Here is a 19,690-nt window from a genome sequence, read left to right on the forward strand (position 1 = left end):
TCCAACTCTACGTTGGAGTAAGGCAGATGGGTGATCATCTGCGGCAGACCGGACCGGGGGAAGGCGAACCCACATGCTCGACAAGATCCGCAAACTGTGGCGCTCGGACGATGCCGTCCGCGGCAAGGACAGGCGCCCGCACAATCTCTTCGAGGCGGCCGCCGTCTACGTGGCGGCGTGCGCCGACGACGACCGGGACCGTGCGGACGAGGCCACGGACTGGGTCTCGCCGGAAGCGCTGTCCTTCGGTGTCAGCGAACTCGCCTGCCGCGCGGTCATCGCCCTCGCCCGGGAGCGCGACGAGTCGCCGACGGACGTGGCGCGTACGCTCCTCGGCCTGCCCGCCGCCTGACGTCCGTGTGCGTGGGATCGGGACAGGCCAGTGCCTCGTGGACGGGGGTGCCCGTCGCGGCTGCGTGCGCGAGGCGTTCGCGAACCTCGCGCGGGGTGCGGGGACGGTAGCCGGGTCCGTCGCCGCAGCAGCCCTGCCGGAAGCTGAGCCCGGACAGCAGCACCGTGCTCAAGGCGCGCCACGCAGCCGTGTCGCGGCGCTTGGGCACGGCGAGCGCGGAACCCGCACTGAGCAAAGGGCCCCCGCACCGGGGGCAGATGTCAGAGGGTACGCGTCGGTAGTCGGCCGACTTCTTGAAAGAAGCGCGGCACGGCAGACACACAAGACGCAATCTGGCACTGAACATGACACCCACCGTAGGCGTCAGGCACGCGGGGTACGAGCGGGTTTTCCGGTGCGTACGAGCGGATCTCCTGGTCACGCACCACTCGACGATCAAGCGGACCTGTGGTTAGGGTGCGCCGACGGATGAAGCGATGGGGAGGCTGGCATGGCCGGAACGGACGACGCTGTCGCCGCCGAGGACGACGCGCTGTACGTGCTGACCGCGGTGCTGCTGACACCCGCGAAGTTCCCCAGTGTGCTCGGTGACGACTATCCGGAGGCGTGTGCGGCTCTGGGACTTGCGCCGCTCGACGCCGGGTACGGTCTGGTGCTCGGCCAGGACGGCGCGGGCGCCCGGTGGACCGTCGTCGTCGACGACGTGTCGCTCGTGGCCGTTGCGATCGCCTCCTGGGACTGCGGCATGGAATACGACCTGTCGCCCGACGAGCGCACGGTGGTCGCCGCGCTGCCCGGCTGGCCGCTCGCGGTCGCCGTCGCGGCGCCCAACGTACCCGCGCCGCACGATCCCGAGCCCGAGGAAGCGGACCAGCGACCGCTGTCGCCTCCTCAGTCCGACACGTGGGGTCCGGCTCAGCGCCGCCTTGGCGCCGACGAGATCGCACTTCAATGGGCGGCGTGGCGCGAGCAGATCGACGACGCCGACTTTGTGAGCGACGGCGGTGCAAAAGGCGCAGCCCGGGAGGGCCAGGACGCCGGCCAAGAGGCCGGCGACTCCCCCGGGGCCGTTTCCGATCCCATTGCCGACGCCGGTGAGGTGCCGCTCACCGGCGTACGCCGCGTGCTGGCGGAAGCGCTGGCGTATGTGAGCACGCCACCACCCCTCGGCCGCGTGCGCTCCTCCTTCGCCTCCGGGGATGCCCGCACCCTGCGTGCCGACGGCCCCGGCTGGTCCATGGTCGCCAGGACCGACGACATCGCGTTCGTACTGCTCGACGAGGAGCCCGGAGAGGTGCTGCCGGTGGGCCGTGGCCCCGAACTCCCCGGGCTCCTGGAGGCGCTCGACAAGATGGCCGTACGCCCCGCCTGAACCACTGACGTCCTGCGGCGTTTCCTCAGCGGTGGTGGTCGGGGTCGAGGAGGAACGCGGCCATCGCGGTGTCGTGGTCGGCGTGGTCGCGCAGGACCGTCAGTTCAGCGCGCCAGGTTTCGTCCCACGACGTTGCCCGGCCGCCGGCGGACACCAGCGCGAGCGCCACCGCCCCGGCCGTCGGCGTCCCGCGCTCGCGCAGCAGGCGGACGGCGGCGAGCAGAGCCGCACGCGCGCGTGGCGTGGGGACGTCGGGAGAGAACCCGCCTTCCAGGCGCAGCCGTTCGGGGCGTTCCTCGACCAGATCCATGAGGCGCTGCCAGCGCCCCGCGTGATGTTCGCCCAGGCGTACGGCGGCCAGCGATGTCTCCTGGATCAGGGCCGCCGCACCGGCGTACAGGCCCACGGCCTGCATCGACTGGGCCAAGGTGTCGGCGAAGAGAAGCGTCGGGGCCGAGCCCCTGCGGACGTGCAGGGCCTCGCCGATGCCCGCGAGGCGTCGCAGCGCGTCGGCGCGCACGTACGGATCCGGCGTGGCGGCACGGTCCTCGAGTCGCCCGACCACGTCCTCGAGGATTGGCCTTCCGACCCCTCCCGGGGGGAAGAAGACAAGCTGCCGTGCGGCCGCGTCCCACACTTTTCGGCGGCGTGCAGGGTCCGTGGCGACCTCGGCGACGGCCCGCATGGCATTGGCCGACGCCGGTGTGAGCCAGCCGGGCAGGGCACGGCACGCGGCGACGACGGTGTCCTCGTCGCCCTCTCTCACCAGGCGTGCCAGGAAGTTCACGTAGGACTCCTGCATCGACCGGGGCACCACCGGTCCCACGCGCGCGTGGATGACCGCTTCGCGTACGGCGGGTTCGTCGACCGCCCGGGCCAGGCGGTCGGCGATGGCCTGGCGGTCGATCGCGGCGAGGAGGTGGCGCGCCGCGACGGCGCGTACGTCGCGGTGTTGGCACGGGGCGTCCCAGGCAGCCACCAGAGCGTCGAATGCCGCGTCCCCGGGGAGCGCGCCGAGGGCTCGTACGGCTTCCTTGCGGGAGCCGACGGGGGCATCGGGCGCGCAAGCCACGGGGGCGAGCAGGGTGACCGCCTCCGGATCGGGGACCGTTTGCAGGAGTCGGCGGATGGATGCCATGGCGGCCCGGCCCCGGACGCCGCCCGTCGCGGCGTGCCGGAGCAGGATGTCCAGCAGCGGCCCGGTGTCGGGCGGTGTGCCGTGGTGGGCCGCACCGGGGACGTTGCCCAGTGCTCCGAGTGCTGCCGCGGCGACGGGCTGGGGCGCCGACTCCGCGAGGGCCGACAGGAGTGCCGGATCGCGCACTTGGGCCGCCGCGTCGGCGCGGGCGCGCAGTGCGGCTTGATCGTCGGCGGCCACGTGCGCGTGGTGTCCGTCCCACGCGCGGCGTTGTGCGGGCAGCCAGCGGCCGGCGACACCGGCGTGCTGCTCCGGCGCCCAGGCGGTGGCGCGGGGGCGTACGCGGCCGGTGAGCCCCTGTGCGGCGGCGGGCAGGACGGAGTCCAGCAAGTCGGTGCGTCGGGTGACGATGGTGCGCAGGATGGCGGGCACCGAGGCGAATGAGGCGTCGCGGCGGACCAGTTCGGCGACGCGTTGCTCCCGCGGCCCTGCCGGCCCCGTCCAGGCGGCCGCGGCGCGGGCCGCGATGTCGGGGTCGTCGGACTCCAGGGCCAGGGTGCGCACGAGGGCGTCGAGTTCCGGCAACGCGGTCAGATGCGGTGCGAGGAGTTCCGCGAGGGCGGTATGCAGATCGGGGCGCGCCGGCACTACGGTCGCTGTCGCGGACCAGAGGGCACGCGCGGCTTCCTCCTCGATGCGCAGCGGTGTGATGGAGCAGCGCCTGCGCGGGTCGGACACGACATGGCAGAGCAGTTCCGCGGCGTAGGCCGCTCGGCCGTGGCTGCCCGTCGCCGCGGCGCATTCCACGGCCCGGCGGAGCAGTCGCTCGGCCGCCGCCAGGGTGCCGGCGGTGGAGTCACGGGACTGGACGGTGGTCAGCGCCGCATCACGCAGGACCCGGTCGGGCAGCGCGGCGAGCAGGTGCGGCGGCGTGCCCGCGAGTTGCTTGAGAGCGGCCCTGCGCACCTCCTCCTGGTCGTGCCAGGCCCGTTCGCAGTCCCCGGCGATGCGGGCGAATTCCTCGGGGTCGGCTTCGAGTTCGGCGCAGGCGAGCAGCGCGGGCCAGGCCATCAGGCGCTGGTGGATGCGGTGCTGTCCCGCCATGTCGCGCAGTATCGGTTCGCCCAGAGCGAGCGGGAGCGCTACGGCCAGGCGACTGGCCGTCCATTCCTGGTTCGACCAGCGCTCAAGGCGGGGCAGGACGAGCGCCGCCCGGTCGGCCGGCGCGAGCGCTGTGAGTGCGGCTACGGGCAGGCTTCGCACCGAACGGCGGCGGGCGATGCGTTCCTCGACCACGCTGCGGCGTTCCGGTGCGGGCAGCAGCGCAAGGAGCCCGTCCGGTTCGATGCTGTGGCGTCCCGGTTCGTGGTGGCGTGGCTGCGTCACGGGGCAGCGCCGGGCGAGGTCCGCCAGGTCTGCGAGCGGGAGTTCGCGCAGGGCACGTCGCACGGCGGGCGGCAGGGCCCCGGCTCCTGTCGGAAGTTCGCCGGGCGAGCCGTCCGGGCGGGGCGGGGCCGCGCGCAGCAGGTCGAGGACTCTGGCCGGGCGGCGCAGCAGGGTGCGGGCCGCTTGCGGTGTCAGGAGACCGGGGGCCCGGGAAAGGAGCACCAGACCGGCTTCCGGGTCGCGTTCGGCGGCTGCGCTCGCGATCACGCGGTGGTTGCCCGTGGAGCCGTGACGGGCGCGGTCGGCACGGTTTTCGGCGCGGGAGGCGAGCAGTTCGGCGACGGCGAGCGGTGCGGTGCGGGTCAGTGCGCTCAGTACGCCAGGGGGCGGATCGAGTCGGGGCAGCCATGCGCCGGTCGTCGCGGCGGGGCAGGCGGGCAGGAGCCGAGCGGCGTCCCCGGCACCGAAGCGTTCGTGGACCTGTGGCAGCAGGCGTGCGGCGAGGGCGCGGCGGCGGCTGAGGCGCAGGACGCGGTAGGTATCGTGGCGCGCCGCCCTGATGTCGCTCAACGCGAGCTGTTCCAGGGCCGCGTCCGGCACGGGAAGCCGGACGGCGGCCGCCAGGGCACGGCGGCGCAGGAGGGGATCGGTCAGGGCCTCGGCGACGGTGCCGAGATCTCGCCGGGTGACGGCGAGGAAGAGTCCGGTGTGTCGTTCGTCGGGGGTGCCGGCGGCGAGGGAGTCGCGCAGTGTGGCGTACGCGTCCGCGGTGAGCGCTCGTGCGTAGCGGGCCAGGGCGCTCATGCGGGCCGGGAAGGGCAGAGGGTCGAAGTGCGCCTGCAGCCAGGCCGGTGTCAGCGGTGCGGGAGTGGGCTGGTGCGGGGAAGAGGGCGTCCGGGACACCTCGTGTGCGGCCATCAGCGATCACCGTGGGATCGCTGGGCCTCCTTTCGGGAAGTCATGGGCGCCATGATCACCCACCAACTGGCGGGACGCAACGGGTTTTCCGCCTGCCGCGAGGCCACAGGATTTCGCCTGCCGCGAGGCGACGGGATTACCGCTCGCGGAGCCGCCGGGCACCGCGAGCGGAGCAGCCGTCAGCCCCTGTGCGTCGAGCGCCCGCGCACCGCGGCGGGGTGCCGGGTCAGTGGCCGATCTCCTTGCGCGAGACGCGGCGCAGCCTGCGCCGCTGTGCGGGGTCGAGCGTCAGATAGGCCGCGGCCGGGACCCCCAGCACGATCAGGAGGGCGGCCCACCAGGGCAGCCAGATCAGCAGGATGATGCCGGCCGCCACACCTCCTGCGGCGATCTTCGCGTTCTTCGACATGTGTGTCGCCTCCTCCGCGGCTTTTGCCGCTCTCTGTCTTGAGAAACGGGCCCGGGCCGCCCACGGTTCCAGTCTGCTCCCCTGATGGATCCCTGAGGAGCGACCCCGAGGCAACCCTGAGCCGCGCCGCTCACCGCGCGACTACTCGACCCGCAGCGGCTCGCCTACCTCGTACATGTGGCGCAGCACCTGCCGGTAGGAGTCGATGAATCCGGCCTCGGTGTAGGGCATGCCCAGCTCGGCGCAGTGCGCGCGGACCAGGGGCTGGGCGCGCCGCAGGCTGGGGCGGGGCATGCTGGGGAACAGGTGGTGTTCGATCTGGTAGTTGAGTCCGCCCAGGAACCAGTCGGTCAGCGCGCTGCCGCGGATGTTGCGCGAGGTCAGGACCTGGCGGCTGAGGTGGCCCCAGCGCTCGCCGTCGGGATCGGGCATCTCCATGCCCTTGTGGTTGGGCGCGAAGGCAAGGCCGAGGTGCAGACCGAAGAGGGCCTGGTGGATGGCGGCGAAGGCGAGGGCGTGGCCCACCGGCATGGCGGCGAGCAGCAGCGTCACGTAACCCGCGAGGTGTGCCACCAGGAGCAGGCCCTCGAGGAGACGTTCGCGCGGGGCCTGGCGCCGCAGGTCCCGGAAGCCGTAGATCTTCATGGCGACGCCCTGGAGCAGCGTCAGCGGGAAGAACAGCCAGGCCTGGTTGCGGGTGAGCCAGCGCCGGAAGCCCACGCGGACCCGGGCCTGCTTGCTGGTCCAGACGAGGACGTCGGCTGCGACATCGGGGTCCTTGTCGATGTGATTGGGGTTGGCGTGGTGGCGGTTGTGCTTGTCGTTCCACCAGGCCGAGCTCATGCCGAGGAGGAGGTTGCCGTGGATGAGTCCGATGGCGCGGCTCACCCCGCGGTCGCCGGTGATCTGGGAGTGTCCCGCGTCATGGCCTATGAAGGCCGTACGGGCACACAGTGCGGCGAGGACGGGCGCAAGGAGCAGCACCCACCAGGAGCCTCCGGCGAGGAACATTCCCGTCGCGACGGCGGCGAGCGCCAGGGCGTTGACCGAGATGGTGCGCGCGTACCAGCCGGTGCGGCGGCCCAGGAGCCCCTGCTCCTTCACGGTGCGCAGGAGAGGCGCGAAATCGCTCCCGGCGGGCTGCCTCGGGGTGGGGCCTGGGGAACGCTCCGCGACTGCTGCGGCGGCCTGGGACATGGTGAGGTCTCCGGTCTCTGACTGGATCGGGCTGACGTGACACAACGTATGAGCCCGTGACCTGGGACAACCATGGCGCTCTCACCCGTCTTGCGGAGGGGGACAGCACCGCGGGACAGGGGGGTTACCTACACCCCCGGATGCGCGGAGTGACGCGTATCACCCCGCGTCCGCTCACATCTTCGGCGGGACGTGTTGTACTCTCGGCCGCTCCAGAGCCAGTAGTCAAGTTTGAGGAATGCGCTATCGCCGTGCCCGGGCCCCCTGCCGCCTCACCCTCCGAGATCTCCGAACTGTCCCGCTGCTGCGTGCTGTTCTCGGCCGCCGACCCGGCCCGCACCGGCCGCATCGCCTTCTGGCGCCCCGACGGAGACCCGCCGCCCCCTTGTTCCGCTGGCAGCGTCGAACAATTGACCATCGCGGTACCCGCCGGCGGCGGCGCCCAACTCACCGACGTCCGCGCGGTGCTGCTCCCGGTGCGCGCGGCACTGCCGGTCCTGACACGCGCGCGTGCCACGGCAGAAGCTCACCCGACGGCCGCGTTCTGGGGCACGGCAGGACTGCTCGCGCTGCAACTCGCCGCCCGCGGACTGCTGCTGCCCGGACTGACACCGCACGACCACGACGCGTGGCGCGCCGGCCCACTGGGCGCCGACGACCTGCGCCGCCTGCGCGACCTCGCCGCCGCGATGCCTCCCGCCGCCCACGCCCTCCCGCTGGAGGGCTCCGAGCCGCTGCGACTGCCCGAACCGGAGCGGCTGCTGCGGCAGTTCCTGGACGCGGTGGCCGATGCGCTGCCGCGCACCCCCGCCGCGACCCTGGCCGCAGGCGCTCCTGCCTTCGCCTCGCCGCAGCCACAGCACATCCCCGAACAGCGGCCCTGGGCCGGCGATGTCGCCGCCGGGCACGACGCCGGCGTACGCATCTCGCTGCGCGTCGAGATGCCCGGCCTGGTGTCCGCCACCCCCGATGACATGCGGCTTCCGTTCCGTGCCGTGCTGCAGATGCACAGCGTCAGCGACCCCTCGCTCGTCGCGGACGCGGCCGAGGTGTGGGCCGGCTCCGGCGCCGCGGGGCAGGCATTCGGGCCGCGGGCACGGATGGACGCCCTGCTCGCGCTGCGGCGCGCCACGCGCGCGTGGCCGCCGCTCGCCCCGCTGCTCTCGGCCACCGTCCCCGATGCGATCGAGCTCGCCGACGAAGAGGTCACGGCGCTCCTCGGCGAGGGTTCGCGCATGCTCGCCGCCGCGGGTGTGGAGGTGCACTGGCCCAGAGAACTGGCGCGTGATCTGACCGCCCGCGCGGTCATCGGCCCGCCCGACGAGGACACGAAGCACCCGGACAAGCCGGCGTCAAACACGCCCTCGTACCTCGCGGCCGACGCCCTGCTCTCCTTCAACTGGCGGTTCGCGCTGGGCGGTCAGCAGCTGTCCCGCGAGGAACTCGACCGCCTGGCCGAAGCGAACCGCCCCGTCGTGCGCCTGCGTGACCAGTGGGTGCTCATCGACCCCGAAGAGGCCCGGCGCGCCCGCGCGCACCAGGACCACAAGGTCACGCCGATCGACGCCCTGAGCGCCGTACTGACCGGCACGACCGAAGTAGCCGGACGCCGCGTGGACGTCCAGCCGACGGGCTGGCTTGCCACCCTGCGCGAACGCCTCGCGGACCCCGAGGGGATGGAGCCCGTGGGCCAGCCGGCGGCGCTCGCCGCGAACCTGCGCGACTACCAGCTGCGCGGCCTGAACTGGCTGGCCCGGATGACCTCCCTGGGCCTGGGCGGCTGCCTCGCGGACGACATGGGCCTCGGCAAGACGATCACCCTCATCTCCCTGCATCTGCACCGTCAGACGCATCCGGACTCCGCAGGCCCCACTCTCGTCGTCTGCCCCACGTCCCTCATGGGCAACTGGCAGCGCGAAATCGAGAAGTTCGCCCCCGGCACCTCCGTACGCCGCTTCCACGGCGCCCGGCGCAGTCTGGAGGCCCTTGCCGACGGCGAGTTCGTGCTCACCACCTACGGCACGATGCGCCTGGACGCGGACAGCCTGGCGCACACGCCGTGGGGCATGGTCGTCGCCGACGAGGCCCAGCACGTCAAGAACCCCTACTCGGCCACCGCCAAACAGCTGCGGACCATCGGCGCACGCGCGCGCGTGGCCCTCACCGGCACCCCCGTCGAGAACAACCTCTCCGAGCTGTGGGCGATCCTCGACTGGACCACGCCGGGCCTGCTCGGCAAGCTCGGCACCTTCCGCACCCGATACGCCAGGGCCGTCGAAGACGGCAAGGACCCCGCGGCAGCCGAACGGCTCGGCCAGCTCGTACGCCCCTTCCTGCTGCGCAGGCGCAAGTCCGATCCCGGCATCGCACCCGAACTGCCACCCAAGACGGAGACCGACCGGGCGGTGTCCCTCACCACGGAGCAGACGGGCCTCTACGAAGCCGTGGTGCGCGAGACCCTCGCGGAGATTTCCGGCGCCGACGGTTTCGCCCGCCGCGGCCTGATCGTCAAGCTCCTCACCGGCCTCAAGCAGATCTGTAACCACCCGGCGCAGTACCTCAAGGAGGACAAGCCGCGGATCGAGGGCCGCTCCGGAAAGCTGGAACTCCTCGACGAACTGCTCGACACGATCCTCTCCGAGGACGCGAGCGTGCTCATCTTCACGCAGTACGTACAGATGGCGCGCCTCATCGAGCAGCACCTGGCAGCGCGGGGCACCCCCTCGCAGTTCCTGCACGGCGGCACGCCCATCGCGGCGCGCGAGGCGATGGTGGAGCGCTTCCAGGACGGCGAAGTCCCCGTCTTCCTGCTGTCGTTGAAGGCAGCGGGGACCGGACTGAACCTCACCCGGGCCGAACACGTCGTGCACTACGACCGCTGGTGGAACCCGGCCGTCGAGGCACAGGCCACCGATCGGGCCTACCGGATCGGGCAGACGCAGCCGGTACAGGTGCACCGGCTGATCACGGAGGGGACGATCGAGGACCGTATCGCCGAGATGCTGCTGCGCAAGCGGGAGCTGGCGGACGCGGTGCTCGGCGCCGGCGAGGCGGCGCTGACGGAACTCACCGACGCCGAACTGTCGGATCTGGTGGAGCTGCGAGGGGGGACGCGATGAGCGACATGTACGACGAGCCGAACGGCGACACACAGGCGCACGAACACCGCGGAAAGGACGCGTACGAGCACGAGCGCATCTTCGCCGCGCTGCCGCCCGCACACGGGCGGGGATTCGCGCAGAGCTGGTGGGGCCAGGCCTGGCTGAAGGCGCTCGAGGACACGGCCCTGGAGCTCGCGCAGCTGAAGGCCGGGCGCAGGCTCGCGCGCGCGGGAGCCGTCGGCGCCGTCTCGGTGCGCCCCGGACGGATAACGGCGGTCGTCAAGGACCCCGACGGCACCCCGCACCGCTCCGACGTACTGCTCCAGCGACTGAGCGAGGACGACTGGGACCACTTCCTGGGCATGACCGTCGAGCGGGCCGGGCACATCGCGACGCTGCTCGATCGCGAGATGCCGCCGCATCTGGTGGAGGACGCCTCGGCGGCGGGTGTCGAACTCCTGCCCGGCATCGGCGATCTGGAGCCGCGGTGCGACTGCGAAGCCTGGGACCACTGCGGGCACACCTCCGCGCTCTGCTACCAGGTGGCCCGGCTCCTCGACCAGGATCCGTTCGTGCTGTTCCTGATGCGCGGCCGCGCCGAGCGCGAGCTGCTCGACGAGCTGCAGGTGCGCAGCGTGACGCAGGCGGAGAGCGAGGTGATGCCCACGGGCCAGCAGGAGGGGGCCCTGGAGGGCGTGGACGCCGGCGAGGCGTACGCGGAGGGCGCCATCCTGCCCCCGCTGCCCGAGTTGCCCGCGCTGCCGTCCGAGCCGGGTCTGCCGCCCGCACTCGACACAGAGACGGAGCCCGCGCCCGGTCTCGATGTGACGGCACTGGAGTTCCTGGCGGCGCGGGCGGCCGCGGAAGCGCACCGGATGCTGGCCGAGGCGCTTTCCCCCGGACACGAACGGCAGCCGGTCGAGGGGGAACTGACGCCGGACGAGGACGCCGTACGTCTGGCCGTCGCGGCTCCCGCCGCGGTGGCCGAGCGTCTCTCGTCCGCCGCCCGTCGTGGGCGGGACGGGCTCGCCCTTGCCGTGCGGGCCTGGGAGCACGGAGGCCCGGCGGCGCTGGCCGTACTGGAGGAGGAGTGGGCTCCCCCGGCGGACGCGCTGGCACGCGCGCGTGCGGCTCTTGACGCGGCCTGGGACGACGATGAGCGGCCGCGGCTGCGCGCGGCCCGCAATCGCTGGACCGTGGTCGGCGGCGATGCCCAGCTGCGGCAGGGGTCCGACGGACGCTGGTGGCCCTACCGCAAGGAGCGCGGCCGCTGGGCTCCGGCGGGCCCCGCGGCCCACGACCCTGCGACCGCACTGGCCGTGGTGACCGGCGGCGAGTAGGACCGGCGGGTCCGGTGCGGTCTCCGCGGCGCCCCGCACTTCCGCCCCACCGCACGCCCGCTCCGGACCGGCGGCCCAGCCCGGCGGCGCCGGTCACGACCGTCACCGGCGCCACAACCCCGGACACACAGCCAGGCGTTCGCGCCCCCGGTAACCTTCACGCCCCCCAAGCGCGCCCCTTGGCCGCAATGCACGCCGCGGCCACCGGCGCATCCACGCCGCTCGCGCCCACGCCGGGAACACCGGCGCGGGCACTCCCCCTGACCAGCGATTGAGCGCGAGCATGACATCCGGGAGTGTGTGGATCACACCGGTACAGGGGGTGCCTACCGCGAATGGACTCCCCCGCCCCGCAGGGCCCCGGAGTGATTGACGGCATCAGCGCGATCCGGACGAAGGGGGGAAGCGAAGGGCCAGGTGCCCGACCAGCGCTGACCGGCCTGCGGGTGACGGCGGCGCCTCCTCCCCCTCGCTGGAGGCGCCGTCAGCATGCCCCCTCACGTTCACCTGTCTGCCTCCCTGCGTTCGCGGCGACGGCGAAGTCTGATCGCCGTCACCGAACACTTGCGCCCCAGGAGGCACCCATGTCCCCGCACGCCGCTCGTAAGCGTCGCGTTCGCCGTTCCGTAGCCGCGGGCGTGCCCATGGCCGTGCTCGCCGCGCTCGCGGTGACCGGGACCGCCACGGGCGCCCAGACCGGCGGCAAGGAGAAGACGGCCCGGATCACCTCGACGGCGACGCTGGGCGACGTCCCCCTGGGCACGTTCAGCAACTCCCTGCTGCCCGGTACGGTCAGGAACGACCGCGGTGTGGATCTCGGCGGCATAGGCAGTGACATCTATCCGGCGGGCCGCAAGGGCGAGTTCTGGACGGTGACCGACCGGGGGCCCAACGGCCAGATAAAGGTGGACGGCAAGAAGCGGCGCACGTTCCCCGTCCCCGGTTTCGATCCGGCGATCGTGAAGATCCGCGTGGCCGGAGACACCGTGAAGGTCGTCGACGCGCTGCCGCTGACGACCTCGTCGGGGAAGCCCGTCACCGGGCTGCCCAACCAGGCGGGGCGCGACGAGGCGCCGTACACCTACGACGCGAAGACGGCGCTGACGTACGACCCGAACGGCCTGGACACCGAGGGCATCGTGCGGGCGCAGGACGGCAGCTTCTGGCTGGTCGACGAGTACGGGCCCTCGCTCGTCCACGTCTCCGCGAGCGGGAAGGTGCTCAAGCGTTATGTCCCTCGCGGCCTGAAGCTGTCGGGCGCCGGCTATCCGGTCGCGGAGGCGCTGCCCGGTGTGCTGCTGCACCGCAAGGGCAATCGCGGTTTCGAGGGGCTCGCCCAACTGCCCGGCGGCGACCTGGTGATGGCGGTGCAGAGCCCGCTCTCCCTCCCGGACGAGGACGCGGGGGACGCGTCGCGCACGGCGCGGCTGCTGCGCTTCTCGCCGAAGAAGCAGGCGGTCACCGCCGAGTACGGGTACCGCTTCGACGCGGTGGGTGTCGTCGACCCGGGCGAGGACGACACGTCCGAGCTGAAGATCTCCTCCGTAGTGGCCGTCGGGCGTGACCGGCTGCTCGTGGAGGAGCGCACCGACAAGGCCGCGCGGCTGCAGACGGTGAAGCTGGACCGCCGTTCCGACATCCTCGGCGAGCAGTGGGACGACGCCGCCACGAGGCCCTCCCTGGAGCAGCTCGACGACCCGGCGGCCTCCGGAGTGCCCGTTCTGAGGAAGCGTCTCCTGGTCGACCTGGGAAGCATCGACGGTGTCCCCGACAAGATCGAGGGCGTGGCCCGCGTGAACAGTCACACCCTCGCCCTGATCAACGACAACGACTTCGGCATGACGGACGGGCCGGAGGCGTTCGACAAGGACGGCCGGCTCGTGGACAGCGACGCGGAGACCACGGTGACGTACGTGCGGCTGCCGAAGGGCGTCTGACGCATCTGATCCGGGCCCTCATGGGCCGTGCGTGACGGCCGGACCTCATGGGCCGTGCGTGACGGCCGGACCTCATGGGCCGTGCGTGACGGCCGGACCTCATGGGCCGTGCGTGACGGCCGGACCTCATGGGCCGTGCGTGATGGCGTCAGGCAGTTCCAGGTCGGTGGGCAGATCGCTCGGCAGGTCGCTGGGCAAGTTCGTGGGCAGGTCGGTGGGCAGGTTCGAGGGCACCTCGGAAGGCACCTCGGAGGGAAGCTCCGACGGGATCTTCGACGGGATGCTCAGTGACGGCGTGGGCTTGCCGGCCGAGCTCTTGCTGCTCTTGGAGGGGCCCTTCTTGTCGTCGGAGCCGTCGCCGTTGCCGACCACCAGGAACATCGCGACGACGGCTCCGATCGCCACGAGCACGGCGAGCACGATGAACCCCCCGCGCCGCCCCGGCGGCCCTCCCGGCGGCGGTTGAGGCGGCCAGCCGCCTTCACCGGGAGGCACACCGCCACCTCCGCCGGGAGGCATACCGCCGCCTGCCCCGGGAGGCCAGCCCCCGCCGTCCGGAGGCGGCCCGTACCCGTCACCCGGAGGCGGGCCGTACCCTCCGCCGGGCGGGCCGAAGCCCCCGTCGCCCGGAGGCGGCGGGTCACCCGGCGGAGGAGGAGGCGGCGGGGGCGTGGGCGGCATGGCCATACCGTCAAGAGTCGCCTCGAAAGGGTCAAGATGCGACCCTTGTGCAAAAGTTGATACCTCCGAAGTGGGAGCCTCCGGTCAGCCTCGCGCCCCCAGCAGGTGATCCATGGCCAGCTGGTCGAGGTGCTCGAAGGCCATGCCGCGTTCGGCGGCGGCCGTCACGTCGAAGTCCTCGAAGGCGCTGCGGTCGGCGAGCAGCCCGGAGAGGCCGTCCTCGGCGGTGGGCAGGGACAGCTCGTCCAGGCGCGACGCCCGCAGGGCCTCCTGGACCTCCGGGTCGGCGCGGAACGCGGCGGCACGCTCCCGAAGGATCAGGTAGTTGCGCATGCAGCCGGAGGCCGACGCCCACACGCCCGCGTAGTCCTCAGTGCGCGGCGGCTTGAAGTCGAAGTGCCGCGGACCCTCGTAACCGCCCCGCTCCAGGAGGTCGACCAGCCAGAAGGCGCTGCGCACATCGCCCGCGCCGAAGCGCAGGTCCTGGTCGTACTTGATGCCGGTCTGGCCGTTGAGGTCGATGTGGAAGAGCTTGCCCGCCCACAGGGCCTGGGCGATGGAGTGCGGGAAGTTGAGGCCGGCCATCTGCTCGTGGCCCACTTCGGGGTTGACGCCGAACAGTTCGGAGCGCTCCAGGCGCTCGATGAAGGCGAGGGCGTGCCCGACGGTGGGCAGCAGGATGTCGCCGCGCGGCTCGTTCGGCTTGGGCTCGATCGCGAAGCGCAGGTCGTAGCCCTGCTCCGTGACGTAGTCGCCGAGCAGGTCGAAGGCCTCCTTCATGCGGTCCAGGGCTACGCGTACGTCCTTGGCCCCGCCGGATTCCGCGCCCTCCCTGCCGCCCCACGCGACGTAGGTCTGGGCGCCCAGTTCCACCGCGAGGTCGATGTTGCGGATCGTCTTGCGCAGCGCGTAGCGGCGCACGTCCCGGTCGTTGGCGGTGAACCCGCCGTCCTTGAAGACGGGGTGGGTGAAGAGGTTCGTCGTCGCCATCGGCACGACGAGGCCCGTGGCGTCGAGCGCCTGCCGGAAGCGCTTGATGTGCGACTCGCGCTCGGTGTCCGAAGCGCCGAAGGGGATCAGGTCGTCGTCGTGGAAGGTGACTCCGTAGGCGCCCAGTTCAGCCAGCTGACGCACGGAGTCGGCCGGGTCGATGGCCGCCCTGGTGGCGTCGCCGAACGGGTCCCTTCCCTGCCAGCCGACGGTCCACAGGCCGAAGGTGAACTTGTCCTCAGGAGTGGGCTGGTACGTCATGTGCGGCTCCCTGGATGAACTGGTGCACGGCTGTGCGGCCGACGCGGGCAGCGCTGGGCGCCCGTGGATGTGCGTCTGCCGCGACTATTTCGTCATGGCACTTAACAAATTAGTATCCGAACGCATCCCTGGGAAGGTCGGACGGAAAGAAGTCCGGGTGAGCCCGGAAAGAGCCGCGGAAACGGAGACTCCGATGTCATCAGCGCCAGCAGCCGACGGGCCCCTCGTCGTCGGCGTGGACAGCTCCACGCAGTCCACGAAGGTCCTGGTCGTCGACGCTGCCACGGGCAGGGTGGTGGCGAGCGGACAGGCCCCGCACCGCGTCAGCTCCGGGGCCGCCCGCGAGAGCGACCCCGAGGACTGGTGGAACGCCCTGCGCTCAGCGCTCGACCAGTGCGGAGCCGCGGCGCGCGAAGCCGCCGCGGTGTCCGTCGGCGGCCAGCAGCACGGGCTCGTCACCCTGGACGCGCAGTCCAGGCCGGTGCGGCCCGCCCTGCTGTGGAACGACGTCCGCTCGGCCGCGCAGGCCCGCTCGCTGGTGGAGCGCCTGGGCGGCCCCAAGGCGTGGGCCGAGCGCGTCGGCAGCGTGCCGGGGCCTTCCTTCACGGTGACCAAGTGGGCCTGGCTCGCCGAGCACGAGCCCGAGGCGGTCCGTGCCACCGCGGCCGTGCGCCTCCCCCACGACTACCTCACCGAACGCCTGACGGGGTGTGGGACGACCGACCGCGGCGACGTCTCCGGTACGGGCTGGTGGGCGTCGGGCACGGAGGCCTACGACGAAGAGATCCTGGGGCTCGTCGGCCTGGACCCCGAACTGCTGCCGCGGGTGGTCCGCCCCGGTGAGGTCGCCGGCACCGTGCGAGGCGGCGGCGAACTGCCCTTCTCCAAGGGCACGCTGGTCGCCCCCGGCACCGGCGACAACGCCGCGGCCGCACTCGGCCTCGGCCTGCGCCCCGGCACTCCGGTGCTGAGCCTGGGAACGTCGGGCACCGTCTACGCGGTCTCCAGGCGGCGCACCGCGGACCCCACGGGGACGGTGGCGGGCTTCGCGGATGCGCGCGGCGACTGGCTGCCGCTGGCCTGCACCCTCAACTGCACCCTGGCCGTGGACCGGGTGGCCGCACTCCTGAGCCTCGACCGCGAGGCGGTGGAGGCGGGCGGCACCGTCACCCTGCTGCCCTACCTGGACGGCGAGCGCACCCCTGACCTGCCGCACGCCTCGGGGCTGCTGCACGGACTGCGCCACGACACGACCGCGGGGCAACTGCTCCAGGCGGCCTACGACGGGGCCGTGCACTCGCTGCTCGGCGCCCTGGACCTGGTCCTGGAGGCGGACGCGGACCGCTCGGCTCCCCTCCTGCTCATCGGCGGCGGGGCCCGGGGCACGGCCTGGCAGGACACCGTGCGGCGGCTGTCGGGACGGGCCGTCCAGGTGCCCGAAGCCAAGGAACTGGTCGCGCTCGGCGCCGCCGCACAGGCCGCAGGCCTCCTCACGGGCGAGGACCCCGGGGCCGTCGCACGCCGCTGGGGCACGGCCGAGGGGCCCGTCCTTCCGCCCGTGGAGCGGGACGAAACGGCGCTCGCCCGGATCGCCGGGGTAGTCTCCGACGCGGCGCCGCTGCTCGGCGCCGGAGGCCAGGAGGACGTAGGGCCATGAGGACGGAAGAACAGGGACCGACGGGGGCATGACCGCACCACCGCACGACGCGCGCCGGGGCACGTCCGGAACTCCGCTGCCCGACACCCAGCAGGGGATGCGCCGGCGCAACCTGTCGCGCGTCATGCACGCCGTGGCGGCGCACGGGCCGCTGTCCCGCGCCGCCGTGGCCACCCGCATCGGCCTGACGCGGGCCGCCGTCTCCACTCTGGTGGACGAGTTGATCCGCTCGGGGCTCCTGGACGAACTGGGCCCCGAGCGGCCCGGCAACAAGGTGGGGCGTCCCGGCTCCGCACTCGCGGTCAGCGGAAGCGGGCCGGTCGGCATCGGCGCCGAAGTGGGCGTCGACCATCTTTCGGTGTGCGCCGTCGATCTGCGCGGAGAGGTACGCGCGCGTGCCGTGCGACAGGGCGACAACCGGGGGCGCGCCCCCGAACCCGTCCTGGAGGAACTCGGCGCGCTGTTGCGGCAGGTGAGCGATGAGGCACGCCGGGCAGGACTGCGCCCGGCGGGCCTGGCCATCGCCGTGCCGGGCCTCGTCGCCCGCGGCACGGAGACGGTGGTCCGGGCTCCCAACCTCGACTGGCAGGACGTCGATTTCGGCGCGCTGCTGCCGGGCGGCCTGCCGCTGACGGTCGACAACGAAGCCAACTTCGGCGCACTGGCCGAGTTGTGGCTCGGCGACGGCGTACCGCACGACTTCCTCCACGTATCGGCGGAGATCGGCATCGGCGCCGCCCTGGTCGTCGACGGGCGACTGCTGCGCGGAACCCGCGGCTTCGCGGGCGAGCTGGGCCATGTGCCGGTGTGGCCGGACGGCCCGGCGTGTCCGTGCGGCGGACGCGGCTGCCTGGAGCAGTACGCGGGCGAAGAGGCGGTCTTGCGCGCGGCGCGCCTCGATCCGGGGGCGGATCGCGTCGGTCTGCTGGCGGAACGCGCCGAGCAGGGCGACGAGGACGTACGAAGGGCACTGCGGGACGCCGGGGCCGCGCTGGGCATCGCACTCACCGGCGCGGTGAACCTGCTCGATCCGCGCTCGGTGGTGCTCGGCGGGGCCCTGTCGCGGCTCGCACCCTGGCTGCTGCCCTCACTGGAGGGCGAGTTGAGGCGCCGCACGGCGGGCACGACCTGCGCAGTCGCGGTCTCCGGGCTGGGGTCCGACGGCCCGCTGCTGGGTGCCGCGCACTCGGTCGTACGGGCGGTGCTCGACGATCCGGCGGGGGCGGCTGCCTAGGCGGCGCGATCGTGGCCCGCGGTGCACCGCACGGCGGTTCGGCCTCTCCTTGTGGTCCATCTGCCTGCGGGCCGTCCCCTTGTGCACCGCTTCCGTGGGTCTCCCCCGGCGTCAGCGCCACTGCGCTCCCCCGACGAAATGCACGTCGTACTTGTCGTGCAACCCGTCCATGCTGTCCCAGCCCGCCTCGCCTCGCGCGATGCGTCCCAGCTGACGGAAGTACCCGAACCGTTCGATTCCCGGAGTGAGCACGGCGAAGAACTCCGCCGGAGCGTCGGCCGACGCTCCGAAGGCATGCACCGTGCCGGGCGGCACCACGATCAGACCGCCCCTGCCCACGGCCGTCACCGCGCCGTCGAGCAGGAACTCCATGGTTCCGTCGAGCACATGGAAGAGCTCGGTGGACAGGTGGTGGCGGTGGGGGCGCGTGCCGTCGGCACCGGCCGGCAGGACGAGCCGGTTGGCTCCCAGCAGCCCGCCGGTCGCCCTGCTGTCCTCCAGCAGCCGGAACCGGCCGCCTCCGGGCAGGGGCACTTCCTCCGCGTCTCGTTCGTGGACGATCAGGGCCTGCGGGTTGCGCGGCATCTCGTACTCCTCCGGTGCCGTGGTGGTCGTGAAGACCAGTCCATCGCGGGAACTCAGCGCGTCCAAGAAGCCGTTCATGAAGACAGTGATCACTCGCACTGATGAATGCGCGAGGATGCGGACCGGGCTCGGGAGCAGACGGGCCGTCCTCGTTCCTCGTAAGGGGCGAGCCTCGTTCGTCGTAAAGTGCGGGCCAGCCTCGGGGAGGGGGCGACGGCGGTGGAGCTTCGACAGCTCGAGTACTTCGTGGCGGTCGCGGACGAGGGCGGCTTCGGCCGGGCAGCCGGACGGCTGCACGTCGTGCAGGCCTCGGTGAGCCAGCAGATCGCCCGTCTGGAACGGGAGCTGGGTGTACGTCTCTTCGACCGGACCACCCGTCGCGTGGGCCTGACCGCTGCCGGGGAGCGGCTGCTGCCGGAGGCGCGGGCCGCCCTGGTCTCCGTGGCACGCGTGGGCCAGGTGGCCGCCGAGATCATCTCCGGCGCGGAGGGAGTGCTGCGACTCGGCACGGCCCGGGCGTTCGCGGAACGCGTGCATCCGGCTCTCGACGCACTGGCCGATCGGGTTCCGGGGCTTCGGGTCCGGTTGGTCCAGGATGCTCGTGAACGGCGTATCGACGCGCTGCGGAGCGGCGAGTTGGATGCCGCACTCGTCCGGGGCGACGGGCCACTGCCGGGGCTGACGACGGTGCGGGTCTGGGACTATCCGCTGTTCGTCGCCTTGCCCGCGTCGCATCCACTGGCAGCACGGCCCCGCCTGGAGCCGACCGATCTAGCGGGTCTGCCGCTGCGGTTGGCGCCGCGGGACCGCAATCCCGCGTTTCACGATCTGGTGACGGGGCTGCTGCGGGCCTCGGACATCGACGTACGTCCAGGACCGCACTTCACCACCTTGCAGGAGACTCTGACGGCGATCGCCACGGACGCGGCGGGCGGATCGCCGTCCTGGACCGTCTTCGATCTCGCGGGTGACCTGCCCCCGGCCCGCCGTATCGCCTTCCGGCCGCTGCCCGGCGCGCGCTCGGCCGTCAGCCTTGCCGTGCAGGCAAAGCCGCTGTCTCCCGCACTCCAGCATCTGCTCGCGGCCCTGAAACCCGCAGCTGGACAACGGGCGTGCACGCCGCCTCCGTAGA

General features: G+C 72.6%; 14 protein-coding genes. 8 read left to right on the top strand and 6 right to left on the bottom strand.

Going from position 1 to position 19,690, the window contains the following annotated elements; translation table 11 throughout:
* The first annotated feature begins 73 nt into the window (after positions 1-73).
* Together IE226_RS06320 and IE226_RS06325 are read left to right on the top strand one after the other, a co-directional pair.
* Positions 74-352, top strand: coding sequence for a hypothetical protein (locus tag IE226_RS06320; RefSeq protein ID WP_190080002.1), 279 nt, complete (start codon positions 74-76; stop codon positions 350-352).
* Positions 353-842: 490 nt separating this feature from the next.
* Positions 843-1,724: a hypothetical protein gene (locus IE226_RS06325; protein ID WP_190080003.1), complete on the top strand. Its 882-nt coding sequence runs from the start codon at positions 843-845 to the stop codon at positions 1,722-1,724.
* A 25-nt stretch (positions 1,725-1,749) separates the two neighbouring features.
* On the opposite strand, the gene IE226_RS06330 is transcribed toward IE226_RS06325, so the two are convergent.
* The 3 genes from IE226_RS06330 to IE226_RS06340 form a co-directional block, all read right to left on the bottom strand.
* Positions 1,750-5,166: a hypothetical protein gene (locus tag IE226_RS06330; RefSeq protein ID WP_190080004.1), complete on the bottom strand. Its 3,417-nt coding sequence runs from the start codon at positions 5,164-5,166 to the stop codon at positions 1,750-1,752.
* Between the two features lie 226 nt (positions 5,167-5,392).
* A complete protein-coding gene (locus tag IE226_RS06335; RefSeq protein ID WP_190080005.1) occupies positions 5,393-5,575 on the bottom strand; it encodes a tail-anchor membrane protein in 183 nt (60 codons plus the stop codon).
* Positions 5,576-5,716: 141 nt separating this feature from the next.
* Positions 5,717-6,772 carry an acyl-CoA desaturase gene (locus IE226_RS06340; protein WP_190080006.1) on the bottom strand — a complete coding sequence of 352 codons (1,056 nt, stop codon included), beginning with the start codon at positions 6,770-6,772 and terminating at the stop codon, positions 5,717-5,719.
* Positions 6,773-7,023: 251 nt separating this feature from the next.
* On the opposite strand from IE226_RS06340, the gene IE226_RS06345 reads away from it, so the two are divergent.
* The 3 genes from IE226_RS06345 to IE226_RS06355 all read left to right on the top strand — a co-directional run bounded on the left by IE226_RS06345 (position 7,024) and on the right by IE226_RS06355 (position 13,150).
* Complete coding sequence (locus tag IE226_RS06345) at positions 7,024-9,891, top strand: SCO1167/SCO6262 family helicase (RefSeq protein ID WP_229870529.1); 2,868 nt, start codon at positions 7,024-7,026, stop codon at positions 9,889-9,891.
* Positions 9,888-11,213: an SWIM zinc finger family protein gene (locus IE226_RS06350; protein ID WP_373306886.1), complete on the top strand. Its 1,326-nt coding sequence runs from the start codon at positions 9,888-9,890 to the stop codon at positions 11,211-11,213. Before IE226_RS06345 ends, IE226_RS06350 begins: the two co-directional genes overlap by 4 nt.
* A 584-nt stretch (positions 11,214-11,797) precedes the next feature.
* Positions 11,798-13,150, top strand: a complete 1,353-nt coding sequence (locus IE226_RS06355; protein WP_190080008.1) for an esterase-like activity of phytase family protein — start codon at positions 11,798-11,800, stop codon at positions 13,148-13,150.
* A 126-nt stretch (positions 13,151-13,276) separates the two neighbouring features.
* Here IE226_RS06355 and IE226_RS06360 read toward each other — a convergent pair whose 3' ends face one another.
* Positions 13,277-13,645 (bottom strand): hypothetical protein, encoded by a 369-nt coding sequence (locus IE226_RS06360; protein WP_229870531.1) that lies wholly within the window; start codon positions 13,643-13,645, stop codon positions 13,277-13,279.
* Positions 13,646-13,915: 270 nt separating this feature from the next.
* On the bottom strand, positions 13,916-15,082 hold the full coding sequence (gene xylA / locus IE226_RS06365; RefSeq protein WP_190080010.1) for a xylose isomerase: 1,167 nt from the start codon (positions 15,080-15,082) through the stop codon (positions 13,916-13,918).
* Positions 15,083-15,275: 193 nt separating this feature from the next.
* Here xylA and xylB point away from each other — a divergent pair, with 193 nt between their 5' ends.
* Complete coding sequence (xylB, locus tag IE226_RS06370; protein WP_190080011.1) at positions 15,276-16,739, top strand: xylulokinase; 1,464 nt, start codon at positions 15,276-15,278, stop codon at positions 16,737-16,739.
* A gap of 28 nt (positions 16,740-16,767) precedes the next feature.
* Positions 16,768-17,973: an ROK family transcriptional regulator gene (locus tag IE226_RS06375; protein WP_190080012.1), complete on the top strand. Its 1,206-nt coding sequence runs from the start codon at positions 16,768-16,770 to the stop codon at positions 17,971-17,973.
* Between the two features lie 111 nt (positions 17,974-18,084).
* Here the strand turns inward: IE226_RS06375 and IE226_RS06380 are convergent, their stop codons facing one another.
* The gene (locus IE226_RS06380; protein ID WP_229870533.1) at positions 18,085-18,636 is read right to left on the bottom strand and encodes a cupin domain-containing protein; all 552 of its coding nucleotides are present in this window, start codon (positions 18,634-18,636) and stop codon (positions 18,085-18,087) included.
* Positions 18,637-18,777: 141 nt separating this feature from the next.
* On the opposite strand from IE226_RS06380, the gene IE226_RS06385 reads away from it, so the two are divergent.
* Positions 18,778-19,689, top strand: a complete 912-nt coding sequence (locus tag IE226_RS06385; protein WP_190080013.1) for a LysR family transcriptional regulator — start codon at positions 18,778-18,780, stop codon at positions 19,687-19,689.
* Position 19,690 lies beyond the last annotated feature (1 nt).

The sequence above is a fragment of the Streptomyces longisporoflavus genome (genome assembly GCF_014649775.1).
Taxonomy (GTDB): Bacteria; Actinomycetota; Actinomycetes; order Streptomycetales; family Streptomycetaceae; genus Streptomyces; species Streptomyces longisporoflavus.